Annotated in this window: 21 protein-coding genes; 17 read left to right on the top strand and 4 right to left on the bottom strand. The window is 38.7% G+C overall.

Features of this window, described 5'->3' with window-relative positions:
* Positions 1-35: 35 nt before the first annotated feature.
* Both PP2015_RS04800 and PP2015_RS04795 read right to left on the bottom strand, forming a co-directional pair.
* A complete protein-coding gene (locus PP2015_RS04800) occupies positions 36-1,445 on the bottom strand; it encodes a sigma-54-dependent transcriptional regulator (protein WP_058029193.1) in 1,410 nt (469 codons plus the stop codon).
* Positions 1,442-2,578, bottom strand: a complete 1,137-nt coding sequence (locus PP2015_RS04795; RefSeq protein ID WP_058029192.1) for a sensor histidine kinase — start codon at positions 2,576-2,578, stop codon at positions 1,442-1,444. Before PP2015_RS04795 ends, PP2015_RS04800 begins: the two co-directional genes overlap by 4 nt.
* A gap of 396 nt (positions 2,579-2,974) precedes the next feature.
* Here PP2015_RS04795 and PP2015_RS04790 point away from each other — a divergent pair, with 396 nt between their 5' ends.
* Entirely contained in the window at positions 2,975-3,580 is a 606-nt protein-coding gene (locus PP2015_RS04790) for a DNA-3-methyladenine glycosylase I (RefSeq protein WP_058029191.1), read from the top strand.
* A gap of 94 nt (positions 3,581-3,674) precedes the next feature.
* Here the strand turns inward: PP2015_RS04790 and PP2015_RS04785 are convergent, their stop codons facing one another.
* Both PP2015_RS04785 and PP2015_RS04780 read right to left on the bottom strand, forming a co-directional pair.
* Positions 3,675-5,117 (bottom strand): sigma-54 dependent transcriptional regulator, encoded by a 1,443-nt coding sequence (locus tag PP2015_RS04785; RefSeq protein WP_058029190.1) that lies wholly within the window; start codon positions 5,115-5,117, stop codon positions 3,675-3,677.
* Between the two features lie 161 nt (positions 5,118-5,278).
* A complete protein-coding gene (locus PP2015_RS04780) occupies positions 5,279-6,064 on the bottom strand; it encodes a flagellin N-terminal helical domain-containing protein (protein WP_058029189.1) in 786 nt (261 codons plus the stop codon).
* 231 nt (positions 6,065-6,295) lie between these two features.
* Between PP2015_RS04780 and pseB the strand changes: the two genes are divergently transcribed.
* The 16 genes from pseB to PP2015_RS04700 are packed head-to-tail and all read left to right on the top strand — an operon-like array spanning position 6,296 to position 22,860.
* Positions 6,296-7,297 carry a UDP-N-acetylglucosamine 4,6-dehydratase (inverting) gene (gene pseB / locus PP2015_RS04775; RefSeq protein ID WP_058029188.1) on the top strand — a complete coding sequence of 334 codons (1,002 nt, stop codon included), beginning with the start codon at positions 6,296-6,298 and terminating at the stop codon, positions 7,295-7,297.
* Entirely contained in the window at positions 7,294-8,463 is a 1,170-nt protein-coding gene (gene pseC, locus PP2015_RS04770; protein WP_058029187.1) for a UDP-4-amino-4,6-dideoxy-N-acetyl-beta-L-altrosamine transaminase, read from the top strand. Before pseB ends, pseC begins: the two co-directional genes overlap by 4 nt.
* A 51-nt stretch (positions 8,464-8,514) precedes the next feature.
* A complete protein-coding gene (locus PP2015_RS04765; RefSeq protein ID WP_058029186.1) occupies positions 8,515-9,279 on the top strand; it encodes a cytidylyltransferase domain-containing protein in 765 nt (254 codons plus the stop codon).
* A gap of 18 nt (positions 9,280-9,297) precedes the next feature.
* Positions 9,298-10,812, top strand: coding sequence for a UDP-2,4-diacetamido-2,4,6-trideoxy-beta-L-altropyranose hydrolase (gene pseG, locus PP2015_RS04760; RefSeq protein WP_058029185.1), 1,515 nt, complete (start codon positions 9,298-9,300; stop codon positions 10,810-10,812).
* Positions 10,802-11,872, top strand: coding sequence for a pseudaminic acid synthase (gene pseI, locus PP2015_RS04755; protein ID WP_058029184.1), 1,071 nt, complete (start codon positions 10,802-10,804; stop codon positions 11,870-11,872). Before pseG ends, pseI begins: the two co-directional genes overlap by 11 nt.
* A 1-nt stretch (position 11,873) precedes the next feature.
* On the top strand, positions 11,874-13,175 hold the full coding sequence (locus PP2015_RS04750) for a DUF4910 domain-containing protein (RefSeq protein WP_058029183.1): 1,302 nt from the start codon (positions 11,874-11,876) through the stop codon (positions 13,173-13,175).
* Positions 13,176-13,195: 20 nt separating this feature from the next.
* Positions 13,196-14,608 carry an AMP-binding protein gene (locus PP2015_RS04745; protein ID WP_058029182.1) on the top strand — a complete coding sequence of 471 codons (1,413 nt, stop codon included), beginning with the start codon at positions 13,196-13,198 and terminating at the stop codon, positions 14,606-14,608.
* Positions 14,593-15,678 (top strand): LuxE/PaaK family acyltransferase, encoded by a 1,086-nt coding sequence (locus PP2015_RS04740; RefSeq protein WP_058029181.1) that lies wholly within the window; start codon positions 14,593-14,595, stop codon positions 15,676-15,678. The genes PP2015_RS04745 and PP2015_RS04740 overlap by 16 nt, the downstream gene beginning before the upstream one ends.
* Complete coding sequence (locus PP2015_RS04735) at positions 15,659-16,876, top strand: acyl-CoA reductase (protein ID WP_058029180.1); 1,218 nt, start codon at positions 15,659-15,661, stop codon at positions 16,874-16,876. The genes PP2015_RS04740 and PP2015_RS04735 overlap by 20 nt, the downstream gene beginning before the upstream one ends.
* Positions 16,877-16,899: 23 nt before the next feature.
* Positions 16,900-17,373, top strand: coding sequence for a 3-hydroxyacyl-ACP dehydratase FabZ (gene fabZ / locus PP2015_RS04730; protein WP_058029179.1), 474 nt, complete (start codon positions 16,900-16,902; stop codon positions 17,371-17,373).
* Positions 17,370-18,977: a GMC family oxidoreductase gene (locus PP2015_RS04725; protein WP_058029178.1), complete on the top strand. Its 1,608-nt coding sequence runs from the start codon at positions 17,370-17,372 to the stop codon at positions 18,975-18,977. The genes fabZ and PP2015_RS04725 overlap by 4 nt, the downstream gene beginning before the upstream one ends.
* A complete protein-coding gene (locus tag PP2015_RS04720; protein WP_058029177.1) occupies positions 18,974-19,393 on the top strand; it encodes a hypothetical protein in 420 nt (139 codons plus the stop codon). The genes PP2015_RS04725 and PP2015_RS04720 overlap by 4 nt, the downstream gene beginning before the upstream one ends.
* Positions 19,390-20,136, top strand: a complete 747-nt coding sequence (locus tag PP2015_RS04715; RefSeq protein WP_058029176.1) for an SDR family NAD(P)-dependent oxidoreductase — start codon at positions 19,390-19,392, stop codon at positions 20,134-20,136. The genes PP2015_RS04720 and PP2015_RS04715 overlap by 4 nt, the downstream gene beginning before the upstream one ends.
* 10 nt (positions 20,137-20,146) lie before the next feature.
* Positions 20,147-20,965 carry a transketolase gene (locus PP2015_RS04710; RefSeq protein WP_058029175.1) on the top strand — a complete coding sequence of 273 codons (819 nt, stop codon included), beginning with the start codon at positions 20,147-20,149 and terminating at the stop codon, positions 20,963-20,965.
* A 9-nt stretch (positions 20,966-20,974) separates the two neighbouring features.
* The gene (locus PP2015_RS04705; RefSeq protein ID WP_058029174.1) at positions 20,975-21,946 is read left to right on the top strand and encodes a transketolase family protein; all 972 of its coding nucleotides are present in this window, start codon (positions 20,975-20,977) and stop codon (positions 21,944-21,946) included.
* Positions 21,947-21,954: 8 nt separating this feature from the next.
* Positions 21,955-22,860: an AAC(3) family N-acetyltransferase gene (locus PP2015_RS04700; RefSeq protein WP_058029173.1), complete on the top strand. Its 906-nt coding sequence runs from the start codon at positions 21,955-21,957 to the stop codon at positions 22,858-22,860.
* Positions 22,861-22,877 lie beyond the last annotated feature (17 nt).

The following is a 22,877-nucleotide window of genomic DNA, read 5'->3' as shown; positions in this document are numbered from 1 at the left end:
AGGCCAAGGTTTTGGCCTCTTATAGAATAGAGAAGTTATGCTGGTAAAAGGATCCCCATATCGCGCATTTTAGCGAGTTTATAACGTAAAGTTCTTGGACTCATACCCAGTACCTCAGCAACGTCTTTACGCTTACCATTGCACTTATGTAGCGTATCTAAAATAATTTGATGCTCTTTATCTTGTAAAGTCGCTTTATAATTTGCAGCATCATAACTTTCTATGTCACTGATTACAGGCTCAACCTGTCGCGCCTGTTGTTCCACATTTATCTGTGGTGACACTTCCGTATTCGTTGTTCTTGTAATTACTAAACTTGGTTGATAGTTTTCGATAAAAATATCTTCACCATGTACAGTATCGCCTTGCTGCAAAATCAAAGCACGTTGAACAACATTATCAAGCTCTCTGACATTACCAGGCCAAGAATGTGATAATAACTTTTGCTTTGCACTATCACTTAATTGCACTGCTGGCTTACCTGCTTTGCTGGTATGTCTTGCTAACAAGTGCTCAGCTAACACTACGATATCACCTGGGCGCTCATTCAGTGGCAGCCACATCAGAGGAAAAACATTCAAGCGGTAATATAAATCTTCTCTGAACTTACCTTCAGCCACCGCTTCTTTAAGTTCACGGTTACTGGTCGCCAAAACTCTGACGTCTAAGTCGATGGTTTTTCTGCCACCAAGTCGCTCAACTTCTCGCTCTTGCAACACGCGAAGTAGCTTTGCTTGTAAACCTAAATCCATTTCGGTGATTTCATCCAATAAAATGGTGCCTTTTTGTGCTTGTTCGAATTTACCCGGACATGCTTGAATAGCTCCTGTGAACGCACCTTTTTCATACCCAAACAAAGTAGCTTCGAGCATATTTTCAGGAATAGCCGCACAATTGATGGCTACAAAGGCTTCATCTTTGCGTTCTGATTTATCGTGAATGAATCGAGCCAATACTTCTTTACCCGAACCACTTGGCCCTAGCACCATAACGCTAGCATCAGATTTCGCCACTTTATTAGCAAGTTCAAGTAATTGAAGACTTTGTGGATCAGCAACCACCGGGCCCTCTGTTTCTTTTTCTTTTGCTGGCATGTAACGGCTAACCATATTTAGCAGCACTTCAGGCGCAAACGGTTTTGCCATATAGTCAATGGCACCTAAACGCATCGCCTCAACCGCATCATCAATGGTTGCGTAAGCCGTCATCATCAGTACAGGCAAGTCAGGATAATTGAGCTTTATGGTTTTGAGTAAATCTAAACCACTCATTGTGCCCATTTGCACATCACTCACCACAATCGAGAAGGTTTGTTTTTTCAAAAGCATGACCGCTTCTTCGGCAGAACTCGCCTCAACCGTATCAAAACCTGAAAGTTGAAGTGTATCTATTAACGCTTCTCTTAACCCTGCATCATCTTCAACGACTAAAATTGAATGACTCATACAACCTCCAATTGCTCTGTACTGAATGAAATCGGCAGTAATAAACTAAAACACGCACCGCCTTGCTCATTATTGGTTACTTCTACTTTACCTTTGTGTGAGTTAGCTACTGAGCTAACAACCGCTAAACCTAGGCCCGTGCCTTGGCTTTTTGTAGTAAAGAAAGGTTCAAATATTTTTTCTGACAGCGCTAAATCGACGCCGGGACCATTGTCAGACACTGAAATTCTCACTCTGTCTGACTCTTCATCACGCGCTGCACTTAATGTGATGTGGGCATTTTTGCCAATCACTTGAATACTGTTGTGAATTAAGTTTTGGATGGCACTGGCGAGCGCTGTTTTATTACCTAAAATCTCAATGTCTGGTTCTGGTAAATTTACTTCAAGCTCACTGCTATTCATCGCCACCATGGCATCTGCACCCGCTTTCACTTCACTAAGCAGTTGCTGCATAGACACTTTTTCGATCACTTGCTGCTCACCGCTTTTTGCAAACAACAACATATCGTTTACTTGCGATTCGAGATCTTTCAATCTAGACATCAGCTTTTCATGAAAACGTGAACGAGATGCTTCAGGCACTTTATTACTACCTAAATTGGCGGCATATAGCATAGCTGCCGAAAGTGGCGTTCTTACTTGGTGGGCAAGCGATGCAACCATTTTACCTAGAGAGCTTAAACGCTGCATATGTGCCATACGTTTCTGTAAACGACGGGTTTCTGTTAGGTCGGTCATTAAAATTAATTGACCCGGCTCTGGTGCAAGTGCAGTAATATCAAGCTTGATCAAACGACCGTCTCGCAATGACACTTCGTGTCCATCGTCTTGTTGAGGGCTAAAAGAGCGCTGAATGATATTAAACCATTTTTCACCTTCTAGCGGCTCGCCCAACATATCAATGGCAATTTGATTTGCTTTTGCAATCATACCTTGACCATCGAGTACCACAACGCCGGCAGGCATAGTATCAACTAGGTGACTTAACCAACTTGCTTGTTGACGTAAGTCGCTTAATTCCCCCACATAAGCCTCCTGCAGTAAACATGGGTTAAACTCCAAATCAGGTTGACGACTTAGAGGCGTTACTGGAGATAAATGTGATGCCTGGGCTAATTGTGCTAGTGCCATAACGTTAATCTCAAAACTTTAAACTAACCGAATAAAGCAGATTGCGTGCCAAAAACTAAAAGTTCAATATTTTCAATAGCTAAGATAAATTTTAAACTCAATTTATATAGTGTTACATTTTTGACACTGTTTTTTTATACAGCCTTATATATACTCTTTTTATACTTATACCAATCCTCTTAATTAAGTGATCTATTTTGAGGTAAGTAAAATTTGTCGATAGCACCGCTCACGCGTCCTGCTATCGCTGAGGTACCTACTTCCATGTAGGCAAGGTGAAATTTTGCTATTTAGTTGTTTTAAATAAGAAATTTTTAACAAAGCTAGCATCAGTTTTAGTCCCTCAGAATAATTAAGTATTATTGAGGATTGGTTTCAACCAACAGAGATAAAAAAATGTGCACACGCTGCCTTTGGCTAGACGAAACTAAACCAGATTACGTTGCTTATCACGATGAAGAATGGGGCATCCCTGTATTTGACGATCAAAAGCTTTTCGAGTTTATCACCCTTGAATCAGCGCAAGCAGGGCTGAGTTGGTACACTATTTTAAAAAAGCGCGATGGCTACAGAGCTGCTTTCAAAAATTTCGAAGTCAATAAAGTTGCAGCTATGACAGATGAAGATATAGAAAGTTTAATGGCTGATCCAAGCATTGTTCGCAATAAATTAAAAATTGCCGCGACTATCAACAATGCCAAGGCATTTATAAAGATACAGCAAGAGTTTGGTAGCTTCGCGAAATACCAATGGCAGTTTGTTAACAATAAGCCGATCGTGAATCAAATACATAGCAGAAACGATTACCCTGCCACCAGCGAGATCAGTGAAAAGTTTGCCAAAGATTTAAAGAAACGCGGGTTTAAATTTTTAGGCCCAACCACGGTATACGCGCATATGCAGGCATGTGGCATGGTCAACGACCACGATAACGCCTGTTTTCGAAAGCAAGAAGTCATTGATTCATACTGCGATAAAGACTTTGCAAAAGAACTTATGTAAAAGATAGAAGATTTAAGAAAATAAGAAAGCGCGTATTAAACGCGCTTTTTACTATAGTTCACTGGCTAAGTTGCCAATCTCAATTATTAGTTGGTCAATCTTTATTTAAATTGTACTTTTTCATTTTCTCTACGAGTGTGGTACGACGCACTCCTAAAATCTCAGCTGCACGGGCCACCACATAATCATTTCGCTCTAATGCTTGCGTAATTAAACTTACTTCAAGCTCAGCCAAGTATTCTTTTAACTCAATACCTTCATCTGGCAACAGACCAAACTGATTTGCAGAGTCATTAAACCCTGAGTCAAATTCAATCGACTCTTCATCATAGTCGCTAAAGCCACTACTAAATAGCTCGTTAAATGCATCTTTTTCAAGTAACTCTTCAGGATACTCAGGTTCAAATGCTTCAACTTCTATATGTCTATATTTAGTCGGTAAATCAGTGACGTCGACCACCTTTTCAGGGAACATGATCACCATACGCTCAACAAGGTTAGCCAGCTCTCGAATGTTACCAGGCCAAGGGTGAGCCTTTAAGCTCTCAATTGCACGCTCTGTAAACTTAGCTGTGCTTCCGCTTTGTTCGTGCACGCGACGCATAAGCTCGTTTAACAGCAGTGGAATATCATCTGCTCGCTCATGTAAAGAAGGATTTTCGATTGGGAAAACATTTAACCGGTAAAATAAGTCTTCACGAAACTTACCGTCTTCTATCATGGTTTCTAAATTTCTGTGAGTGGCAGCAATGATTCGAACATCGGCCTGAATTGCTTTTGTGCCACCCACTCGCTCATAACTGCGCTCTTGTAATACCCTCAGCAATTTAACTTGCATCTGTAGCGGCATGTCACCTATTTCATCTAAAAATAAGGTACCACCTTGAGCGAGTTCAAAGCGGCCTTTTCGTGCAGAAATCGCCCCAGTAAATGCACCTTTCTCATGACCAAATAATTCGCTCTCTAATAAGTCACCTGGAATAGCGCCACAGTTAACTGGCACAAATGGCCCAGAGTTTCTTTTGGATAACAGATGAACATTGCGTGCAACGACTTCTTTACCTGTCCCTGATTCACCTAAAATCAATACGTTGGCATCAGTTTTAGCCACTTGTGAAATTAAAAAACGAACCTGCTTAACCGCTTCAGTTTCACCAACTAGTCCATCGAAACTCTTGCCTGCTGTGGCATCGGCTTTGTTAGGTAGCATTCGAAGATATTGCTGAGCATCATGCAGTAATTGCATGGTCACATCATGAATAAATGGCTCTGAAATTAAGCCAATAACATTTGCGAGATCTAAAAGTGGTTTGAGTGTTTCTCCTATCAATAGGAAAGGAGTCGCAGGAGAAGCTTTAATAACTTGTTCGTGATCAAGCTCTGCAAGGGCACCGAGGACGACTATGGCATCTTTGGTCTTAGACATTTCTTTCTGAAATTCACTTTCAGAAACCATTTGCGCAGGTTGCCCTACAAAGTTGAGAGCAGCTGATAAACCATTCGCGCGATTATTATTGTTATCTAAGATTAAAACCATTTAAGGAGTCCAATGCTTCTATCAATGTGACTTAATAAAAGATTGTAAGGGAGTATGTCAGGGATGCAATACCTAAGTGGCAAGTTTTTGACTCAATCGCCAAAAAAATGCCACTGATTATGAGGTATATCAATACTTTTGTATTGATATACCTCAAAGGGTTATAGAAGACCTAAAACTGAAGAGGCAGACTGATTAGCCTGACCGCGCAATGCAATCGACGCTTGAGACAAAATATCATTGGCAATTTGCTGCGAAGCAGCCTGTGCATAATCCGTGTCTTGGATACGGCTTTGGCTTTCAGCTATATTTGATTGCTGTGTACCTAGGTTACGAATTGTACTGCTTAAGGTATTCTCAAACGCGCCAAATTCAGCTCGCTGACTATTAAGACTTTCTGATACATCGTCAGCAGCTGTAATAGCTGCTTGTGCACCCGCTTGAGTAGAGATATCAACACTCAGAATTGCATTAGCAAAACTACCATCTGAAGCATTAAAACTTTGCGTTGTATTAGCGTCTGGGCCTACTTGAAAACTCGTGTCTTCACCATTAAAGATGGCTTTACCACCAAACGTTGTATTTTCGAAAGTTTCTGTTATTTGAGTCTGCAGTTGACTCACTTCATCTTGGAGCGCTTGTCTATCTGAACCAGTGAGTACACCACTACCCGCCTGAATAGATAATTCTCTAATACGCGAGACAGCATCCCCGACACCCGACAATGCAGAATCAGCTGTCTGAGAAAGAGAAATGCCATCGTAAGCATTTCTTATAGACTGGTTATACCCTTCCTGCTGTGAGGTAAGCCGATTAATAATTTGCAGTGCAGCGGCATCATCTGCAGCTGAATTGACTTTTTTGCCTGTTGCCAACTGCTGATTTAGCTTGTTGGCAGTTTGCTCCGTTTTATTGAAAAAACCAGCACTCGGTGAATTAATTTGCATAACTCCTCCCCATCTTAGGTGCTATTGCTTATACAAATACTACGCCGAAGCGCTCAAAAAGTCACCTGACCATACAAAATAAGTCACTTGCTTTGGCACAAATACTGCAATTTTGCGAAAGGTGATATAAAGTATTGAGTAATAGCTTTTTTTAGGCGTATTTTTGCAATTCATACCTCATACCTTATTCTATGAGTGTAAAGAAAAGATTGCACCTTTTGGTGGATAACTATGTTCGATAACAAAACCATTTTAATAACCGGCGGAACAGGGTCATTTGGTAAAAAGTATGTGAAAACATTACTTGAGCGCTATAACCCTAAGAAAATTATTATTTTTTCAAGGGATGAATTAAAGCAATTTGAAATGCAGCAAGACTATAATGGTGACTGCATGCGTTATTTTATTGGTGACGTTAGAGATAAAGACCGACTCAAAAGAGCAATGAGAGGCGTAGACTTTGTTATCCACGCGGCTGCGCTGAAGCAAGTACCTGCTGCAGAATATAATCCAATGGAGTGCATCAAAACTAACATAAATGGTGCAGAAAATGTTATTGAGGCTGCACTCGATAACAACGTTGAAAAAGTCATCGCTCTGTCTACAGATAAGGCTGCAAATCCAATTAACTTATATGGCGCTACAAAACTTGCTTCAGATAAGTTATTTGTTGCAGCCAATAACATTGCTGGCGGCCATAAAACAACCTTTTCTGTTGTTCGATATGGTAACGTCGTGTGCTCTCGAGGTTCTGTTGTCCCTGTTTTTCAAAAGTTCATTGATGAGGGAAAAGATCATATCCCTATTACTCATGAAGAGATGACTCGCTTTTGGATTAGCCTTCAACAAGGGGTCGACTTTGTTCTCAAAAACTTTGAGCGTATGCTCGGTGGAGAAATATTTGTACCAAAAATCCCATCTATCAGAATTACCGATTTAGCCACTGCAATGGCACCTAATTTACCGCAAAAAATAATCGGCATTCGCCCTGGTGAAAAATTGCATGAAGTCATGTGCCCATCGGATCTTAGTTTTGATACCTTTGAATTTGACGACCACTTTGTCATTGCACCAGGAATAAAATTCAGTAGCCGAACAAATGCCTTCGATACAAATGCTCTAGATGAAAAAGGAACAAAAGTTGCTCCTGGCTATGAATATAACTCTTTAGACAACCCTGAGTATTTAACACTTGAAGAAATAAAAGAGTTTAATAGTAAGGCGATTCAATGATCCCCTATGGCAAACAACATATAGATCAAGATGATATTAACGCTGTAGTTGAAGTACTAAATTCAGATTACTTAACACAAGGCCCTAGGGTGCCGCAGTTTGAAGGAAAAGTAGCTGAATATTGTAACGCCAAGTATGCTGTAGCAGTAAATAGTGCTACTTCGGCTTTACATATAGCCTGTTTAGCTCTCGGAGTAGGTGAAGGTGATATTGTTTGGACTTCGCCCAATTCATTTGTTGCTTCATCAAACTGCGCGCTTTATTGTGGTGCTCAAGTTGATTTCGTCGATATTAATCCAAGAAATGGAAATTTATGCACTTCGGCTTTAGAACAAAAACTAAAGACAGCTAATATTAATAATTGTCTACCTAAAGTTATTATTCCTGTTCACTTTTCAGGCCAGCCCTGCGATATGGAAGCCATCTCAAAACTCGCAAATAAATACGATATTAAAATTATTGAAGATGCTTCTCATGCTATTGGCGCTGAATATCAGAATAATAAGGTAGGCAGTTGCCAATACTCTGATATTTGTATTTTTAGTTTTCATCCAGTCAAGATAATTACTTCTGCGGAAGGGGGCATAGCTTTAACTAATAACAATGCCCTTGCTAATGTAATGAAAAAACTTAGAAGTCATGGCGTCACCAGTGATGTTAAAGAGTTCACTGAATCGAGTCATGGACCTTGGTATTATCAACAGCAAATGCTCGGTTTTAATTACAGAATGAGTGATTTACATGCCGCCATCGGGATCACTCAACTCAGCAAACTTGATGATTTTGTCCTGAAGCGAAATCTTCAAGCTAAGAAATATATAGATAAGCTGATAGATCTACCCGTTACCCCTTTAGAAGTATCTGATGCCGTTTTATCTTCCTATCACTTGTTTATTATTCTTATAGATAAATCTTGTTGCGTGCCCAAGAAGCATATTGTAGAGCTATTGCGTAAAGAAGGTATTTTTGCGCATGTACACTATATACCTATTTATAAACAGCCTTTTTATAAAAAATTAGGGTTTTCTGAAACGTATTGCGATTATGCTGAACAGTATTATGAACAAGCTATCACGCTGCCGCTTTACCCCCAGATGACCGAAGAACAACAAAATAAAGTTATTGGCTCATTAAAGAAAGTGCTTAATACAACCGATAGTATTTAAAGAACTTATTAAAAGCTTTGTAAAAGCCGCAGTTTTAAGGCACTTAATACAATGACAATAAATGCATTTGTCCAAGCAAGAATGAACTCCAGAAGATTACCTGGTAAGGTTTTAAAACCTATTTTAAGTCGACCTATGTTGAGCTTATTACTAGAAAGGCTTCGTAAATGTCAGCACATTGATAATATAGTCATTCTCACAAGCGAGGAGGAATCTGACGATGAAATAGCAGATTTCTGCCGCACCGAAAATGTTGCACTATTTCGTGGAAGTTTAAATAATGTACTGAATAGATTTACTTCTGCCCTTGAAAAACATCCATGTAAACATGTTGTGCGTATCACTGCAGACTGCCCATTAATCGATCACCGAATAATTGATCAGGTTATTCAACTTCACTTGAATGATAAGAATGATTATACGAATAATTGTGACACCCCTTCTTTCCCTCATGGTTTAGATACTGAAATAATTAAAGCTGATGTCTTACAATCAATTGAGTTACAACAACTTAAGCCTTCTGATAAAGAGCATGTAACTTTGTTCGTAAGAACCCACAATGAACAGTTCAAGCTCGGCTTACTCAAAAATGAGATTGACTACTCAGCATATAGACTCACCGTTGATGAACAAGAAGATTTAAGTGTCGTCACCGCCGTATTTGAAGCTCTTTATAACAAGGATGCTGACTTTGATTACCTTCAAGCAATTGAGTTTCTAGATGCAAACCCGAAGCTCAAACTTTTAAATGCTAAGTATGAAAGAAATGAAGGCCTCAAGTACTCGCTCGAGCTAGAACAAAGCGTTAGTACTTAACTCAAAGTTCATGATGAAATGAAGATTTTATTTAGATTAGATGCCAATAAACAAATCGGTGCTGGACACTTTGAAAGGTGTTTTGCTATTGCCAAAGGCATGCAAGCAACTCATAAAACAAGTAACTTGTCTATCGTATTTGCGTGTTCTTTACTTCCAAAAAAGTATAAAGATAGGTTACAAGACTCGGGAATTAAATACATCCCTCTACCTGTTTTACAAACTCAATCTGAAGACGCAATATACTTAAAAAACCAGCTTGAGGCTAAAGTTGATTTATTATGTGTAGACCATTATTCACTTGCCGATGAGTGGGAGTCAAGCATTCGAGAGAAATGTAAAAAGTTGCTTGTAATTGATGACTTAGCAAACAGAAAGCATGGCGACATAGACTTCTTATTAGATCAGACTTTTAATCGCACCGAAGCCGCTTACTATGATTTCGTATCCCAAAAAACAACTTTTTTACTTGGTTCACCCTATGCCCTTTTGCGGCAAGAATTTTACACGATACGAAATTCAAAACGACCTTCAAAGCGTTCTATAGCCCCCCCCCGCAAGATAGTGCTCGCGTTAGGTGCAATGAACCACGCTGGCAGCACAAATATACTTGTAGAATTTTTAGCCACACTGAGAAAGTCTTATAATTTATCTTTTTCAGTCACAATATTATTAAGCTCTCAAGCTAATGAGCTATCCAGCTTAAAAGAGAGCATAAAAAAGCTGCCTTACATAACTTTAAAAGAAGATTGTACGAATGTTGGAGTTGTATACTCCGAGGCAGACCTTGCAATTGGTGCCTGCGGCACATCAAGTTGGGAAAGGTGCGCGCTAGGGTTACCCTCTTTGACAGTGACTTTAGCAGATAACCAAAATGAAATTGCTCGCCAACTCGATGAGTATGGTGCTCACTTATATCTTGGTCACATTAAGGACATGACTTTTTCGGCTTTTGAAAATGCGTTTATGATGCTTTCGCAAACCCCCTCTCTGCTAGAAGAAATGTCAAAAAAAGCCTTGCAAATATGCGATGGTAAGGGCGTCGCTAATCTAATTAGAAAAGTTGGGGTTGCAAACATATTTTTAAAAAAAGCAACAACTCAGGATATTAAAACTGTCTTTAAATGGCAATCAAACCCCGTCATTAGGCAGTTTTCAAGAAACCCGAACCCTATCTCGTGGTCAGAACATCAAAAATGGATGAAAGCAGCTCTTAAATCAAATACAAGGCACATATATATTATCCGCAGTAAAACACATTTAGACGATCTTTCTGTCGGTATGCTAAGGCTTGATGAGCATCTAGATGGGTATGAGATTTCAATTTTAGTCGATGAGAAATTCCAGAATCAAAACATTGCACTGAACGCAATAAAATCAATTCCGGAACAATTTTTGCTTAAAAAAATTTACGCGACAGTATCAACTGCAAATAAAGCCTCACAAAACCTCTTTACCAAGGCTGGATTTAAAAAAGTTGAAGCTGATTTATTCGTATTGAAGAACAAAGAAGAGCTTATTAATGAAGAATGAAGTGATTATTGATAATAAAATTATTAGTGACTCAAGTGAGCCCTATATCATTGCTGAAGTTTCAGCTAATCATAACGGTTCTCTAAAAACTGCTCTTGATACTATACTTGCTGCCAAACAAGCAGGTGCAAGTGCCGTCAAAATCCAGTCATATACACCTGACACAATGACTATTGATTGTGACAAAAACGATTTTTTAATTGAAGGCGGTTTATGGGATGGCGAAAATTTATATGGATTATACGAAAAGGCACATACTCCTTTTAGTTGGCATAAAGCACTTTTTAATTATGCTAAAGAAATAGGGATTACCTTATTTAGTACCCCGTTTGATAATACTGCTGTAGATTTACTTGAATCTCTAGATTGCCCTGCATACAAAATCGCTTCATTCGAGATAACTGATATTCCTCTCATTGAGCGAATTGCCCAAACCGGTAAACCAATAATTATTTCGACGGGTTTAGCAACTTTAGATGAAGTAAAAGAAGCAGTAGAAACAATCAAAAAGCAAAATAATAATAAGATAATAGTACTTCATTGCATAAGCGCTTACCCCACCCCTATCGAAAAAATGAATTTAAAGTCTATTCTAACTTTACAAAATCATTTCAATCTCTTGACTGGATTATCTGATCATTCAATCGGCACAGCCGCTGCTAATACGAGTGTGGCACTAGGAGCAAGGGTTATTGAAAAGCACTTTATTTTAGATCGCAATCAAGGTGGGCCTGATAGCTCTTTTTCAATTGAACCCAGTGAGTTAAATGAGTTAATTAACACCTGTAATCAAACCTGGGCATCACTAGGCTCTGGTGATATCACGACCACAAATGAAGAGTCACCTAATAAAAAGTTCAGACGCTCTATTTACGCAGTAAGAGATATTGCACAAGGACAAGTAATTACTGAGGAAGACGTAAAAATCATTCGTCCTGGGTTTGGACTTGCGCCAAAACATATTAAAAATGTAGTTGGTAGCACAGCTTGTCAAGCAATTGAACGTGGCACAGCGCTCTCGTTTAGTTTAATAGATGCAACCGACAAAAAAGGGAATTAAAATGAATCTAGACGCTACAGGTCAACTAATGTATAGACGGGCTGAAGAGCTATTTCCTATAAATCGGAGCTTATCTGGCCCAGGTGTAAGACAAACATTATCGTATTTAAAAGATATTATCCCCGAACTAAATATTGGCAGTATTGCATCTGGCACGCAAGCATTTGACTGGACAGTTCCAAAAGAGTGGTTTATCGAAGACGCCTACATTATTACACCTAGCGGCGAAAAAATATGCCACTTCGAAGAGTGTAATTTGCACTTAATGGGGTATTCAACCCCCCAAGAAAAGACGCTGTCACTGGATGCACTTCAAGAGCATTTATTTAGTATCCCCTCAATGCCTGACGCAATACCTTATGTCACTTCTTATTATAAAGACAATTGGGGGTTTTGCTTGGCTCATAATCAAAGAACTAAGTTACGAGAAGGTGATTACAAGGTCGTCATCAAGTCTAAGTTGTTTGATGGGGAGTTAAATTATGGCGAAATTGTTTTTCCAGGTAAGAGCTCAAAAGAAGTTTTATTGTCAACTTACATATGCCACCCATCTATGGCAAACAACGAACTATCAGGCCCTGTTGTAACTATTGCATTAGCCGAAGCAATAAAAAAAATGAAAGAAAGAGAATACACTTATCGAATTCTTTTCTTACCTGAGACAATTGGCTCTATAGCCTATATATCAAAGCATCTTGAGCATCTAAAACAAAATTTAAATGCTGGGTTTATTGTCACCTGTGTTGGTGATGAGCGTGATTACTCGTACCTAAACTCCAGGCAAGAGAATAGCCTTGCAGATAAAGTTGCTATACATACTTTAAAACACCATACAGAGAAGTATACCCATTATAGCTTCTTAGAAAGAGGCAGTGATGAAAGGCAGTTTTGCTCACCAGGTGTGGACCTTCCTGTATGCTCTATTATGAGATCAAAATATGGTACATTCCCAGAGTATCATACATCTTTGGACAACTTATCTCTCATCTCTCCAAATGGCTTGGCTGGCTCTTATCGTGCATTATTATCTGCAATTGAAATTCTCGAATATAACTGGGTGTATAAAGTCACTACACAGTGTGAACCACAGCTTGGTAAAAGAGGCCTATACCCAAACACAAGTGATATGCAGCAAGACTATTCACAAGTAAGAAAAATGACTAATTTACTTGCTTATGCGGATGGAACAAGAGATCTAATTGATTTGGCAGATAAGATAAATGAAAGTGCGCTAGACCTTATCCCTATTATTAATAAGCTGTTACAAGCGAAGCTTATCGAAAAAGTTAACAAGGTAGTTTAATACGTTGCTAGGTGATTAGTATGAAACATTCTCTCGACTTTATAAATTTAAATCGCCCAAATGCTACCGCTATCATCTCACAAGACGGTCAGCATATAACGTATCAGCAGCTTGCTCATGACACTGTAGAGGCTAGCAGACTGTTAGAGCCTAACAATACTATTTTCATCATAGCTAAAAATGACTATCCAGCTGTCACTTTTTACTTGGCTGGCATGGAGTTTAATACGGTTCCGTTATTACTTAGTAATAGATTACAGGCTGAACAGTTACAGTCTTTAATTATGCAATATCAGCCCAACTTTATTTTGGTCGACAAAAAAAGAGTGAACGAGTTCACCGGGTTTAATATTGTTCACGAAAGAAAGCAGTATTGCTTGCTCAAAAAAAATGCTGCAACTAAACCAAAGCTCCACCCAAAACTCGCATTTTTAGCCACGACTTCTGGCTCTACTGGTTCACCTAAGCTGGTCAGGTTCAGTAAGCAAAACTTAATTTCAAATGCTAGGTCAATTATTGAATATTTAGCTATATCAGAGAAAGAGAGAGCCATCGCTCATCTTCCAATCAGTTACTCATACGGTCTATCTATTTTAAATAGCCATCTTATAGCCGGAGCATCTATTTATTTGACCAACGAAACAATTATGGACAAGTCTTTTTGGGAGAGCATGGCAGAGCATGATATTACAAGTTTTTCAGGTGTGCCCTTTCATTATGAGTCATTACTTAGAATGAGATTAAGTACAATGAATTTGCCCAAGCTGAAAACAATGACCCAAGCGGGAGGTAAGCTTAATGAGCGTTTCTTGCAAAAAATGTCTCAACTTTGTGAGCAAATGAATGTTCAATTTTGGGTGATGTATGGACAAACTGAGGCCTCTCCACGAATTGCCTATTTACCAAGTAATAAATTAAAAGAAAACCCAGATAGTATCGGTGTAGCCATCCCACATGGAAAACTGTGGGTAAAAGATAGAGAAGGTAGAGATATAACTTCCTCCGGTAAAATCGGCGAATTGGTATATGAAGGCGATAATGTTTGTTTAGGGTATGCTAAGTCTTTAACTGATTTAAATAACGGTGACGAAAACAAGGGTCTGTTGGAAACCGGAGATCTCGCATTGTGCCACTCAGGATTGTTTTTCCTAAAGGGGCGCATTAAGCGTTTTATCAAAGTTTTCGGTAATCGGATATCGCTAACCCATGTTGAAACTATCCTGTATGAACTGGGTTACGATGCCATTGCATATGGCAGCGATGATAAGCTAAACATTGCTATTGTAGGTAATTTAGATATTGATCTTTCAAAGCTAAAATTTAATTTATCTGAATTATTAGCAATTAACTTTACGGCTATAAATATCAAAACTATATCCCGCATTCCCAGACTAGAAAGTGGTAAGGTCGACTATCAATGCTTAATGAAATAAAACAACTGGATTTAACCGATTGGCCAGCATATAGTTGGGAAAAAGAACAAAAGCAAGCAACTTTATTATCGAAAGTACTAGAGCTAGATGCGCACCACTCGGATAACTGTCCCGCTTTTTCCAAGCTAAAAAGTTTCATGCCTGAACTAGATGTTGTTCCGCACCCCTACAGTCAGCTTTTTCCTTTACCTGTTAGACTGTTTAAATCGCAAGCCCTCAAGAGTGTACCTGATGATTCTGTTATCAAAACCATGATGTCATCAGGCACCAGCGGGCAATCAGTTTCGAAAATATACCTAGATAAAGAAACATCAATATATCAGGTGAAAGTTCTTTCTAAGCTTGTTAGAAATTTCATTGGAAATAAGCGACTACCATTACTTGTGATTGATTGTCCGTCTACAGTAAAAAATCGTACTCAGTTCTCTGCCCGAACGGCAGGAATACTTGGCTTTTCTATGTATGGTCGAGATATTACTTATGCATTAAATGACGATATGAGTCTGAACTTAAATGCCATCAATGAGTTTATTGAAACATACCGAGGGCAGGAAAAATTCATCTTTGGATTTACCTATATTATTTGGCTGCATTTAGTTGAAGCGTTAGAGCAAACAAAACAGACTATCGACTTAACGGATAGTACGCTAATTCATGGGGGGGGATGGAAAAAAATAGAGTCTCGTCAAATTTCCAAAACTAACTTTAAGTCACGTCTTAAAAACGTATCCAAAATTCCAAGAATTCACAACTATTACGGTATGATAGAACAAACAGGTTCTATCTTTATGGAGTGCGAGCAAGGCCACTTTCACTGCTCTTCATGGTCTGAAGTGATAATGAGAGACTTTAAAACCTTGCAGCCTCTTAAAAATAATAAAGTTGGACTTATTCAATTAATTTCAGCACTCCCGCATAGCTATCCCGGACACAGTATTTTAAGTGAGGACATCGGTATAAAACTAGGTGAAGACGATTGTCCATGTGGAAGAAAAGGAACATATTTTGATGTCTTAGGCAGAGTGAAACAAGCAGAAGTAAGAGGGTGTAGTGATACATATTCCAAATAGTATTCAAACTCAATGTGAACTGGTACTCGGAGATTGGACTAGCTTTCATTGCAGACCAGAAACAGTATGGCACGAGCGTACGATAGATTTTTTAACCTCACTCTCAACCGAAATAAGGCGACACCCTGAGGCCAAATCTTCTCCAGATTTAATGGCTTTAGCATTTTGGCTCAGAAAATCTCACCTATTATCTATGCGAAGGGAATGCCATACCGCTGAACTAAGTATGGGTCTAGGTCTCACTTTTCATATCTGCCCTTCAAATGTGCCTATTAATTTTGCTTACTCATTAGCTTTTGCTTTGCTAGCTGGCAATAGCTGCGTACTTAGGCTCTCTTCCAAGTCAAATCGCGCTACCGAAATAGTTTTGCAGACTTTGACTGATCTAATAAACAAGCCCGAGAACTTTTCTATAGCAAAACGAATTCTACTTTTAAGTTATCAATATAATGACGATATTTCTGCATTTTGGTTTAGTAAAGCCGCGGGAAAAGTGATTTGGGGTGGAGACAGCACCATAAATAAAATGAGGCAATTTCCTACTCCGCCGCGTTCAAGAGAGGTTGCTTTTGCGGACAGGTATTCTTTTTGCGTCATAAATGCAGAATATGTTTTGTCAATTGATAACAATCAATTGCAAAGTGAATGTCAAAATATATTTAATGATATTTATCAACTCGATCAAGCTGGCTGCTCTTCACCACAACTATGTATCTGGGTGGGTTCTAATAACTCAATTTTACAAGCAAAAGGAAAAATTTGGCAAAATGTTTCTATCATAGCTGCCAAAAAGAGAACTGATGTAAACGACATTCAAGTTTTAAATAAATTTGTTAATACATGCGATGCCATTATTGATCATGATCAGGTTACTAAGGTCGATATAATCTCACCTCAATTAACTTTAATTACCGTAGATAAATTGAATATAGCGCAACATCAATTCCGAGGTACAAGTGGACAAATATATGAAGCATCCATACAGTCACTCGATGAGTTGGTGCCTTTAATAAATGAAAAAGTGCAAACCCTAAGTTACCTAGGTATAGATAAATATGCACTTCAAGAGTTGATCATCAATAATAATTTAACCGGTATCGATCGAATAGTGCCTACAGGCAAAGCCCTCAATATGCATAATTTATGGGATGGATACGATATAATAGCCGGCCTTTCTCGCACTATCACAATAGAATAGAAACTATAGGACCATAAAGTAAAATGGAAAAATTCAGTTTAAATTGTGTTGAATTACAAGAGTATCAACCAAACAGATACCCATTTTTGATGATTGACCATGTCGATGAAGTCGTTCCTGGTAAATTCGCCAAAGGTTACAAAAATTTAACTATGAATGAATGGTATTTCCCTGTTCACTTTCCTGATGGACCAAATATGCCTGGAGCACTTCAACTTGAAGCTCTAGCACAAATGTTAACTGTCGCCATCACAACGTTACCTGGCTTAAAAGGTAAAGTAACTCATGCGCTTCAACATACAGTAAAGTATAAAAGAGAAGTGAAACCTGGTGAAAAATTTGAAATTGAAACTGAAGTCTTATCTTGGAAAAGAGGTATTTGTAAAGGCCGAGGTATCGCAAAAGTGAATGGTGAAATTGCTTGTGAAGCAGATATGATGATTACTATTCCTGAAATACTCGAACAATATCTACCAAAAAAGAAAAGTGAGCTATGATCTCTAAAGTAGATATTGTTATTGTAGGCTCTGGAGCCAGTGGTGCTGCAGCGGCTTGGCGCCTAAGTAAAAATAAAAATTTGTCTATCGTTTGTTTAGAGCAAGGAAGTGAATTCAACGCGGCTCACTTCCCAACAACCAAGACTGATTGGGAAATACATAAAAAGAAATCAGCTAGTTTCGACCCTAATATTCGAAACAATAAAGCAGATTATCCAATCGATAATGATAACTCAGCAATTTCACTTGCTAACTTTAATGGTTTTGGTGGTAGTACCATTTTATATTCAGGGCACTTTCCTCGTTTCCACCCTTCTGATTTTGCAACTTATAGCCTTGATAAAGTCGGTGAAGACTGGCCATTTGATTACGAAGATCTCATTCCTTATTTTAATCAAAATGAAAAGATGATGGGGATATCTGGTCTTGTGGGTGATACTGCTTACCCTGATTATGAGCAACTTCTTCCGCCTGTTCCAATGGGAAAAGGCGCTGAAAAATTGGCACAAGCATTTAACCGCCTAGGCTGGCATTGGTGGCCCTCTTACAGCGCCATAAATACCAAAAACCATCAAAATCGAGCTCCGTGTATAAACCTAGGCCCATGCAATACTGGATGTAGTCAAGGCGCCAAAGGCAGTGTTGACGTCACATACTGGCCACAAGCTAAATTGCAGGGTGTAAAAGTGCTTACTGAATGTCGAGTTTTTGATATTCCACTAGACGAAAATGGTAAAGCTCGAGGTGTCAAATATTACGATAACCAAGGCACTGAACTGTTTTTGGAAGCATCATTGGTGATACTTGCTTGCAGTGGTGTTGGTACTCCAAGATTACTGCTCAATAGTAAATCAAAGCGCTTTCCAAATGGCTTATTAAATAACTTCGACTTAGTAGGTCGCAATTTAATGTTACATCCACTAGCTTATGTTGAGGGCGTATTTTCTGAACCGCTAAATACCAGCATTGGGCCTCAAGGCTGCAGCATTTATTCACATCAATTTTATGAAACTCAAGAAAACAGAAACTTTAAGAGAGGTTATACACTTCATATATTAAGAGGTTCATCTCCTGTTGATAGCGCCTACAGCGGTTTCTTAACTAGAAGAGTTCCACTTGGGAAAATGCACCATCAGGAATTTGCTAAATATTTCAATAGAAATATGGGAATTGCCATCATTTCTGAAGACTTACCCGTGCCTGAAAATAGAATTGAGCTAGACTTTGAAAATTCCGACAGTTTTGGCATTCCTGGTATAAAGGTTCATTACACATTACAAGAAAATACTAAAAAAATGCTTGAGCATGGCATAGAACAAGCTAAGACTGTATTTTCTGAAGCTGGGGCAAAAGTCTCAGCAGCACATTACCCTGTTAAACACGCTGGCTGGCACTTAATGGGAACAACAAAAATGGGAACCGACAGAACAAACTCTGTCGTAAACCAGCATGGTCAAGCTCACGAAGTCGAAAACCTTTTTATTGTTGATAGTAGTGTTTTTATTACCTCTGGAGCAGTAAACCCTGTAGCAACAGCGCAAGCATTAACCTTAAAGTTTTGTGATTACATAAGTAATAATATCGAAAGGTGGGTATCAAATTGAGTTTAATACAATTTTTAGATGTGATTTTACCCGCTGATAATGATTTAAGCATGCCTTCTGCTAATGAAATCCATCTTGATAAATATTTAAATCAATTTTTAAATGAAGAACAGGTTAACGGTTTTTTTGAACTATTAAATAACGTTGCTGCCAGAAAGTTTTCACTTAAATTAGCACAATTAGACGATAAGTCGCTATTAACATGTGTAGAACGAGCAAAGCGTGAAAACCTTCAACTCGTTAACCACTTTATCCATCAGTGTTTAACGGCATATTATACTCACCCTTACGTTCTTAAAAACATATCGGCAGGTGCTGTTCCTCCATTCCCCGAAGGTAATAATCTAGAAAATGATGATTGGCTGTTATTAGAAGATGTCTATGAGCGCGGGCCAATCTATAGGAAATTAAAATGATCCCTTACATTAAAGGTCAACTTACTCAAGGTAAAACTGCTGTAGTTACTGGTGCAAACAGAGGGATAGGTAAAGCTATAACCGAAACTCTTCTTGCTCATGGTTGTAAAGTTATTGCTGCTGTAAGAGACACTCATTCAGCTAAATTATTATTTGACTATAACCCTCAATTACATTTTGTCGAATTAGACCTAAGCCAAAGTGACAAAGTCAAATCTGCTGTGAAAGAAGTAAGAGCTATCTCTAAATCAGTTGATATATTAATTAACTGCGCAGGTATAGCATCAGGCTCTTTATTCCAATTAACTTCAATAGAAGATATGAAACAACTGTTTGAAGTGAATTTGTTTAACCAACTTTTGCTATCTCAACAAATATCGAGGCTAATGCATAGGCAAAAAAGCGGTTGTATTATAAATATATTGTCTAGCGCAACGCATCAAATAGATAAAGGCACTCTAGCGTATGGCTGTACTAAATCAGCATTTGAAAGAGCATCTCTTAGCATGGCGTTAGAGCTTGCTGATATCGGTATAAGAGTCAATGCTATTGCACCTGGAGTTACTTTAACAGATATGGCAGATGAAATGGATCAACAAGCTAAAACAGACCTAGTTTCTAGAAGTTTGCTAAAAAAAGCAGCCTCAGCACAAGATATCGCTAATACAGCCCTTTTCTTATGCAGCGATCTTTCTTCACACATCACAGGACAAGTAATTAATGTCGATGGTGGACTAATTTAAGAGGAACCTAATGAGTTATCCCGAATTGAATAAATTTGCTTACAACATGAGGCAAAATATATTAGAGGTGAGCTATCACAGCGGTACATCAACACACCTTGGTGGTGCATTGTCAATGACGGATGTAATGGCGGTGCTGTATGGGAAAGTATTGAATTACGATCCTAAAAACCCTCGGTGGGTAGATAGAGATAGATTTATATTAAGTAAAGGCCATGGCGTCCTTGGTTTTTACCCTGCTTTGTTAGAGGCAGGTATCATCTCAAGAGAAGTTTTTGAAACTTTTCAACAAAATGGCAGCGACTTAATTGCACACCCAGTAATGAATCTTGATTTAGGTATTGAGTCTTCAAATGGTAGTCTCGGCCATGGTATTTCAATGGCTGTCGGTATTGCATTCGCTGCTAAAAAACAAAAAAAACACTTTCAGACATTCACCCTAGTAGGTGATGGAGAAACCAATGAAGGTTCTGTTTGGGAAGCTGCCATGCTTGCATCGCACTTGAAACTAAATAACCTAACAGCCATTGTTGATTACAATAAACAACAAAATGATGGCTACGGTAAAGATGTACTGCATATTGATAATATGGCCGAACGATTTAAGGCTTTTGGATGGCATGCGATTGAGGTTGACGGGCATGATATCACAGAATTAGTTGCTGCATTTGAAATAGCGCCAATCGATAAGCCAAAAGCAATTATTGCACATACAATTAAAGGTAAAGGCGTACCTTTCATGGAAGGGGATAACGCTTGGCACCATAACCGTTTAACTAAAAGTAACTATGAAACCGCTATCTCGTCATTGCAAGAGTCAGTTGAATAAGGACTTAAAATGGAAATAACTTCAAAAACTGCCCGTCAGTGGGCAAGACTCGGTCCACGCGGCGTATATGGACAAGCAATTCTGGCAATCGCACCAGAACATGATGATCTGATGGTCATGTCGGCCGATTTGGCAAGCTCATCTGGCCTGGAACGTTTTCGAACAGCACATCCAGAAAAGTTTATAAATGCAGGTATTGCTGAACAAAATATGGTTGGGGTTGCTGCGGGTTTAGCAAAAGAAGGGTTTAACGTCTTCGCATCTTCATTTTCTCCATTTATTGCCATGAGAGCCAGTGAGCAAATTCGCATGAACTTAGGTTATATGGAATTAAATGTAAAAGCCGTCGCTATTGGTAGCGGAATTGGAATGGGATTCCTTGGTAACTCTCATTTTGGTATTGAAGACGTTGCTGTTATGCGTTCCATTCCAAATATAACCGTTGTATCACCTGCAGATTGTGCGGAAGTAGTTAAACTAGTTAAAGCTGCTGCAAATTATAAAGGGCCAATGTATATACGCCTTACTGGTTCTGCTAATTGTCCGATTGTATACAGTGATGATTATGAGTTTGAAATTGGTAAATCAATTACTCTTAATGAAGGGAAAGATGTTACGCTAATTGCCAATGGCTCTATGGTTTATCAATCGATTAAAGCAGCAGAGTTATTATCTGAACAAGGCATATCTGCAAGTGTGATCAATATGCATACTATTAAACCTTTGGATACAGAAAAGCTTCAGTACCTAGTTGAACAGGGGCAGCCTATTGTAACTATTGAAGAGCACTCTAAAATTGGAGGCTTAGGCAGTGCAGTCTCGGAGTTCTTATCGCCATTAGGCTCTGGGGTTAAGCACCTTACTATTGCTCTACCTGATGCATTTATTAAAACCGGAGCGTATGACTATATGCTAAAAGATCAAGGCTTAGATGCGGAATCGATTTCACAAAAAATAAAAAGCTTCCTATTTCAAAGGTAGAGTTTGTTATGCAATTTCAACATAACCATGAGCTTGTAAAGAACTCACTAGATCAAATCATAACAACGCTTCAAGCCTCATTTATCGAGTCATCAAGCTCAGTTTATTGGCTTTCTGTTGATTTTCGGATGTTAATCGCCAGCACAGGCGTAAAGCATACTGAAGCACAAAAAGCTGCTAAGTACCTTATAGACTCACTAGTAAACAAATTGCATGCTAATGAAACCTTATTAGTATCAAGCTTTTATTTTTCATTCCCGCAGACTGGTAAATTTTCACCAAGCTCAAGTGAGGTGCAAACCGGTGTATTTGGTGGCCTTTTACTTGAGCATTTCCATAAACATCGGATCAAACAGCCCTTTTACTCCTTTTTAGTATTCGGAAAAGCCGAACCTGAATTAACTAATAAATATATTTCGCGTAGTACTGGTCCTAACTCTATTTTCGAGTGGGTGGTAAAAAGTAAAACCGAGTTAATTTGTGTGGGGCATCACTATGTAAAATCATTAACGAGTGTCCACCATGCTGAGCACTGTGCAAATGTTCAATACCGTTATGAGAAAACATTTAAAGGCACTCTTGATTTAAAGGGTACGACTCCCAAAGATATTGAAGCGCATTTTTATGTTCGAGATTTAGAAAAATGCGATTTTTCTTCTTTGACGATTCAAGGAGATCGGGCTTTTAGAGAGAGAGGACTATTAAGAACCCATTTGGTTTCAACTCTAAGGCGCCCACTCTTAATTCATTGTATAAACCACTACCCTATTCATTTACTCATGTTTGAAGACCTAAAACTAGGTGGCAGCTGCTATGTTGATTACTTTGGGCCAACTAAAAAGCTGCATCAAGTTATTACTGGCAAAACAGCTGATGAACTGTACCAAAAAGAGTTAAAAGAAAAATCAAATTAGATATAAATCAAAGCACT

This window comes from Pseudoalteromonas phenolica, assembly GCF_001444405.1.
Classification (GTDB): Bacteria; Pseudomonadota; Gammaproteobacteria; order Enterobacterales; family Alteromonadaceae; genus Pseudoalteromonas; species Pseudoalteromonas phenolica.
Note: the sequence above shows the minus strand (reverse complement) of the source record. Positions and strands in the feature narration are given on the sequence as shown.

Coding starts and splice junctions, on each gene's coding strand:
- PP2015_RS04800 (WP_058029193.1), bottom strand. CDS start 1,445: ATGAGTCATTCAATTTTAGTCGTTGAAGATGATGCAGGGTTAAGAGAA.
- PP2015_RS04795 (WP_058029192.1), bottom strand. CDS start 2,578: ATGGCACTAGCACAATTAGCCCAGGCATCACATTTATCTCCAGTAACG.
- PP2015_RS04790 (WP_058029191.1), top strand. CDS start 2,975: ATGTGCACACGCTGCCTTTGGCTAGACGAAACTAAACCAGATTACGTT.
- PP2015_RS04785 (WP_058029190.1), bottom strand. CDS start 5,117: ATGGTTTTAATCTTAGATAACAATAATAATCGCGCGAATGGTTTATCA.
- PP2015_RS04780 (WP_058029189.1), bottom strand. CDS start 6,064: ATGCAAATTAATTCACCGAGTGCTGGTTTTTTCAATAAAACGGAGCAA.
- pseB (WP_058029188.1), top strand. CDS start 6,296: ATGTTCGATAACAAAACCATTTTAATAACCGGCGGAACAGGGTCATTT.
- pseC (WP_058029187.1), top strand. CDS start 7,294: ATGATCCCCTATGGCAAACAACATATAGATCAAGATGATATTAACGCT.
- PP2015_RS04765 (WP_058029186.1), top strand. CDS start 8,515: ATGACAATAAATGCATTTGTCCAAGCAAGAATGAACTCCAGAAGATTA.
- pseG (WP_058029185.1), top strand. CDS start 9,298: ATGAAGATTTTATTTAGATTAGATGCCAATAAACAAATCGGTGCTGGA.
- pseI (WP_058029184.1), top strand. CDS start 10,802: ATGAAGAATGAAGTGATTATTGATAATAAAATTATTAGTGACTCAAGT.
- PP2015_RS04750 (WP_058029183.1), top strand. CDS start 11,874: ATGAATCTAGACGCTACAGGTCAACTAATGTATAGACGGGCTGAAGAG.
- PP2015_RS04745 (WP_058029182.1), top strand. CDS start 13,196: ATGAAACATTCTCTCGACTTTATAAATTTAAATCGCCCAAATGCTACC.
- PP2015_RS04740 (WP_058029181.1), top strand. CDS start 14,593: ATGCTTAATGAAATAAAACAACTGGATTTAACCGATTGGCCAGCATAT.
- fabZ (WP_058029179.1), top strand. CDS start 16,900: ATGGAAAAATTCAGTTTAAATTGTGTTGAATTACAAGAGTATCAACCA.
- PP2015_RS04725 (WP_058029178.1), top strand. CDS start 17,370: ATGATCTCTAAAGTAGATATTGTTATTGTAGGCTCTGGAGCCAGTGGT.
- PP2015_RS04715 (WP_058029176.1), top strand. CDS start 19,390: ATGATCCCTTACATTAAAGGTCAACTTACTCAAGGTAAAACTGCTGTA.
- PP2015_RS04710 (WP_058029175.1), top strand. CDS start 20,147: ATGAGTTATCCCGAATTGAATAAATTTGCTTACAACATGAGGCAAAAT.
- PP2015_RS04705 (WP_058029174.1), top strand. CDS start 20,975: ATGGAAATAACTTCAAAAACTGCCCGTCAGTGGGCAAGACTCGGTCCA.
- PP2015_RS04700 (WP_058029173.1), top strand. CDS start 21,955: ATGCAATTTCAACATAACCATGAGCTTGTAAAGAACTCACTAGATCAA.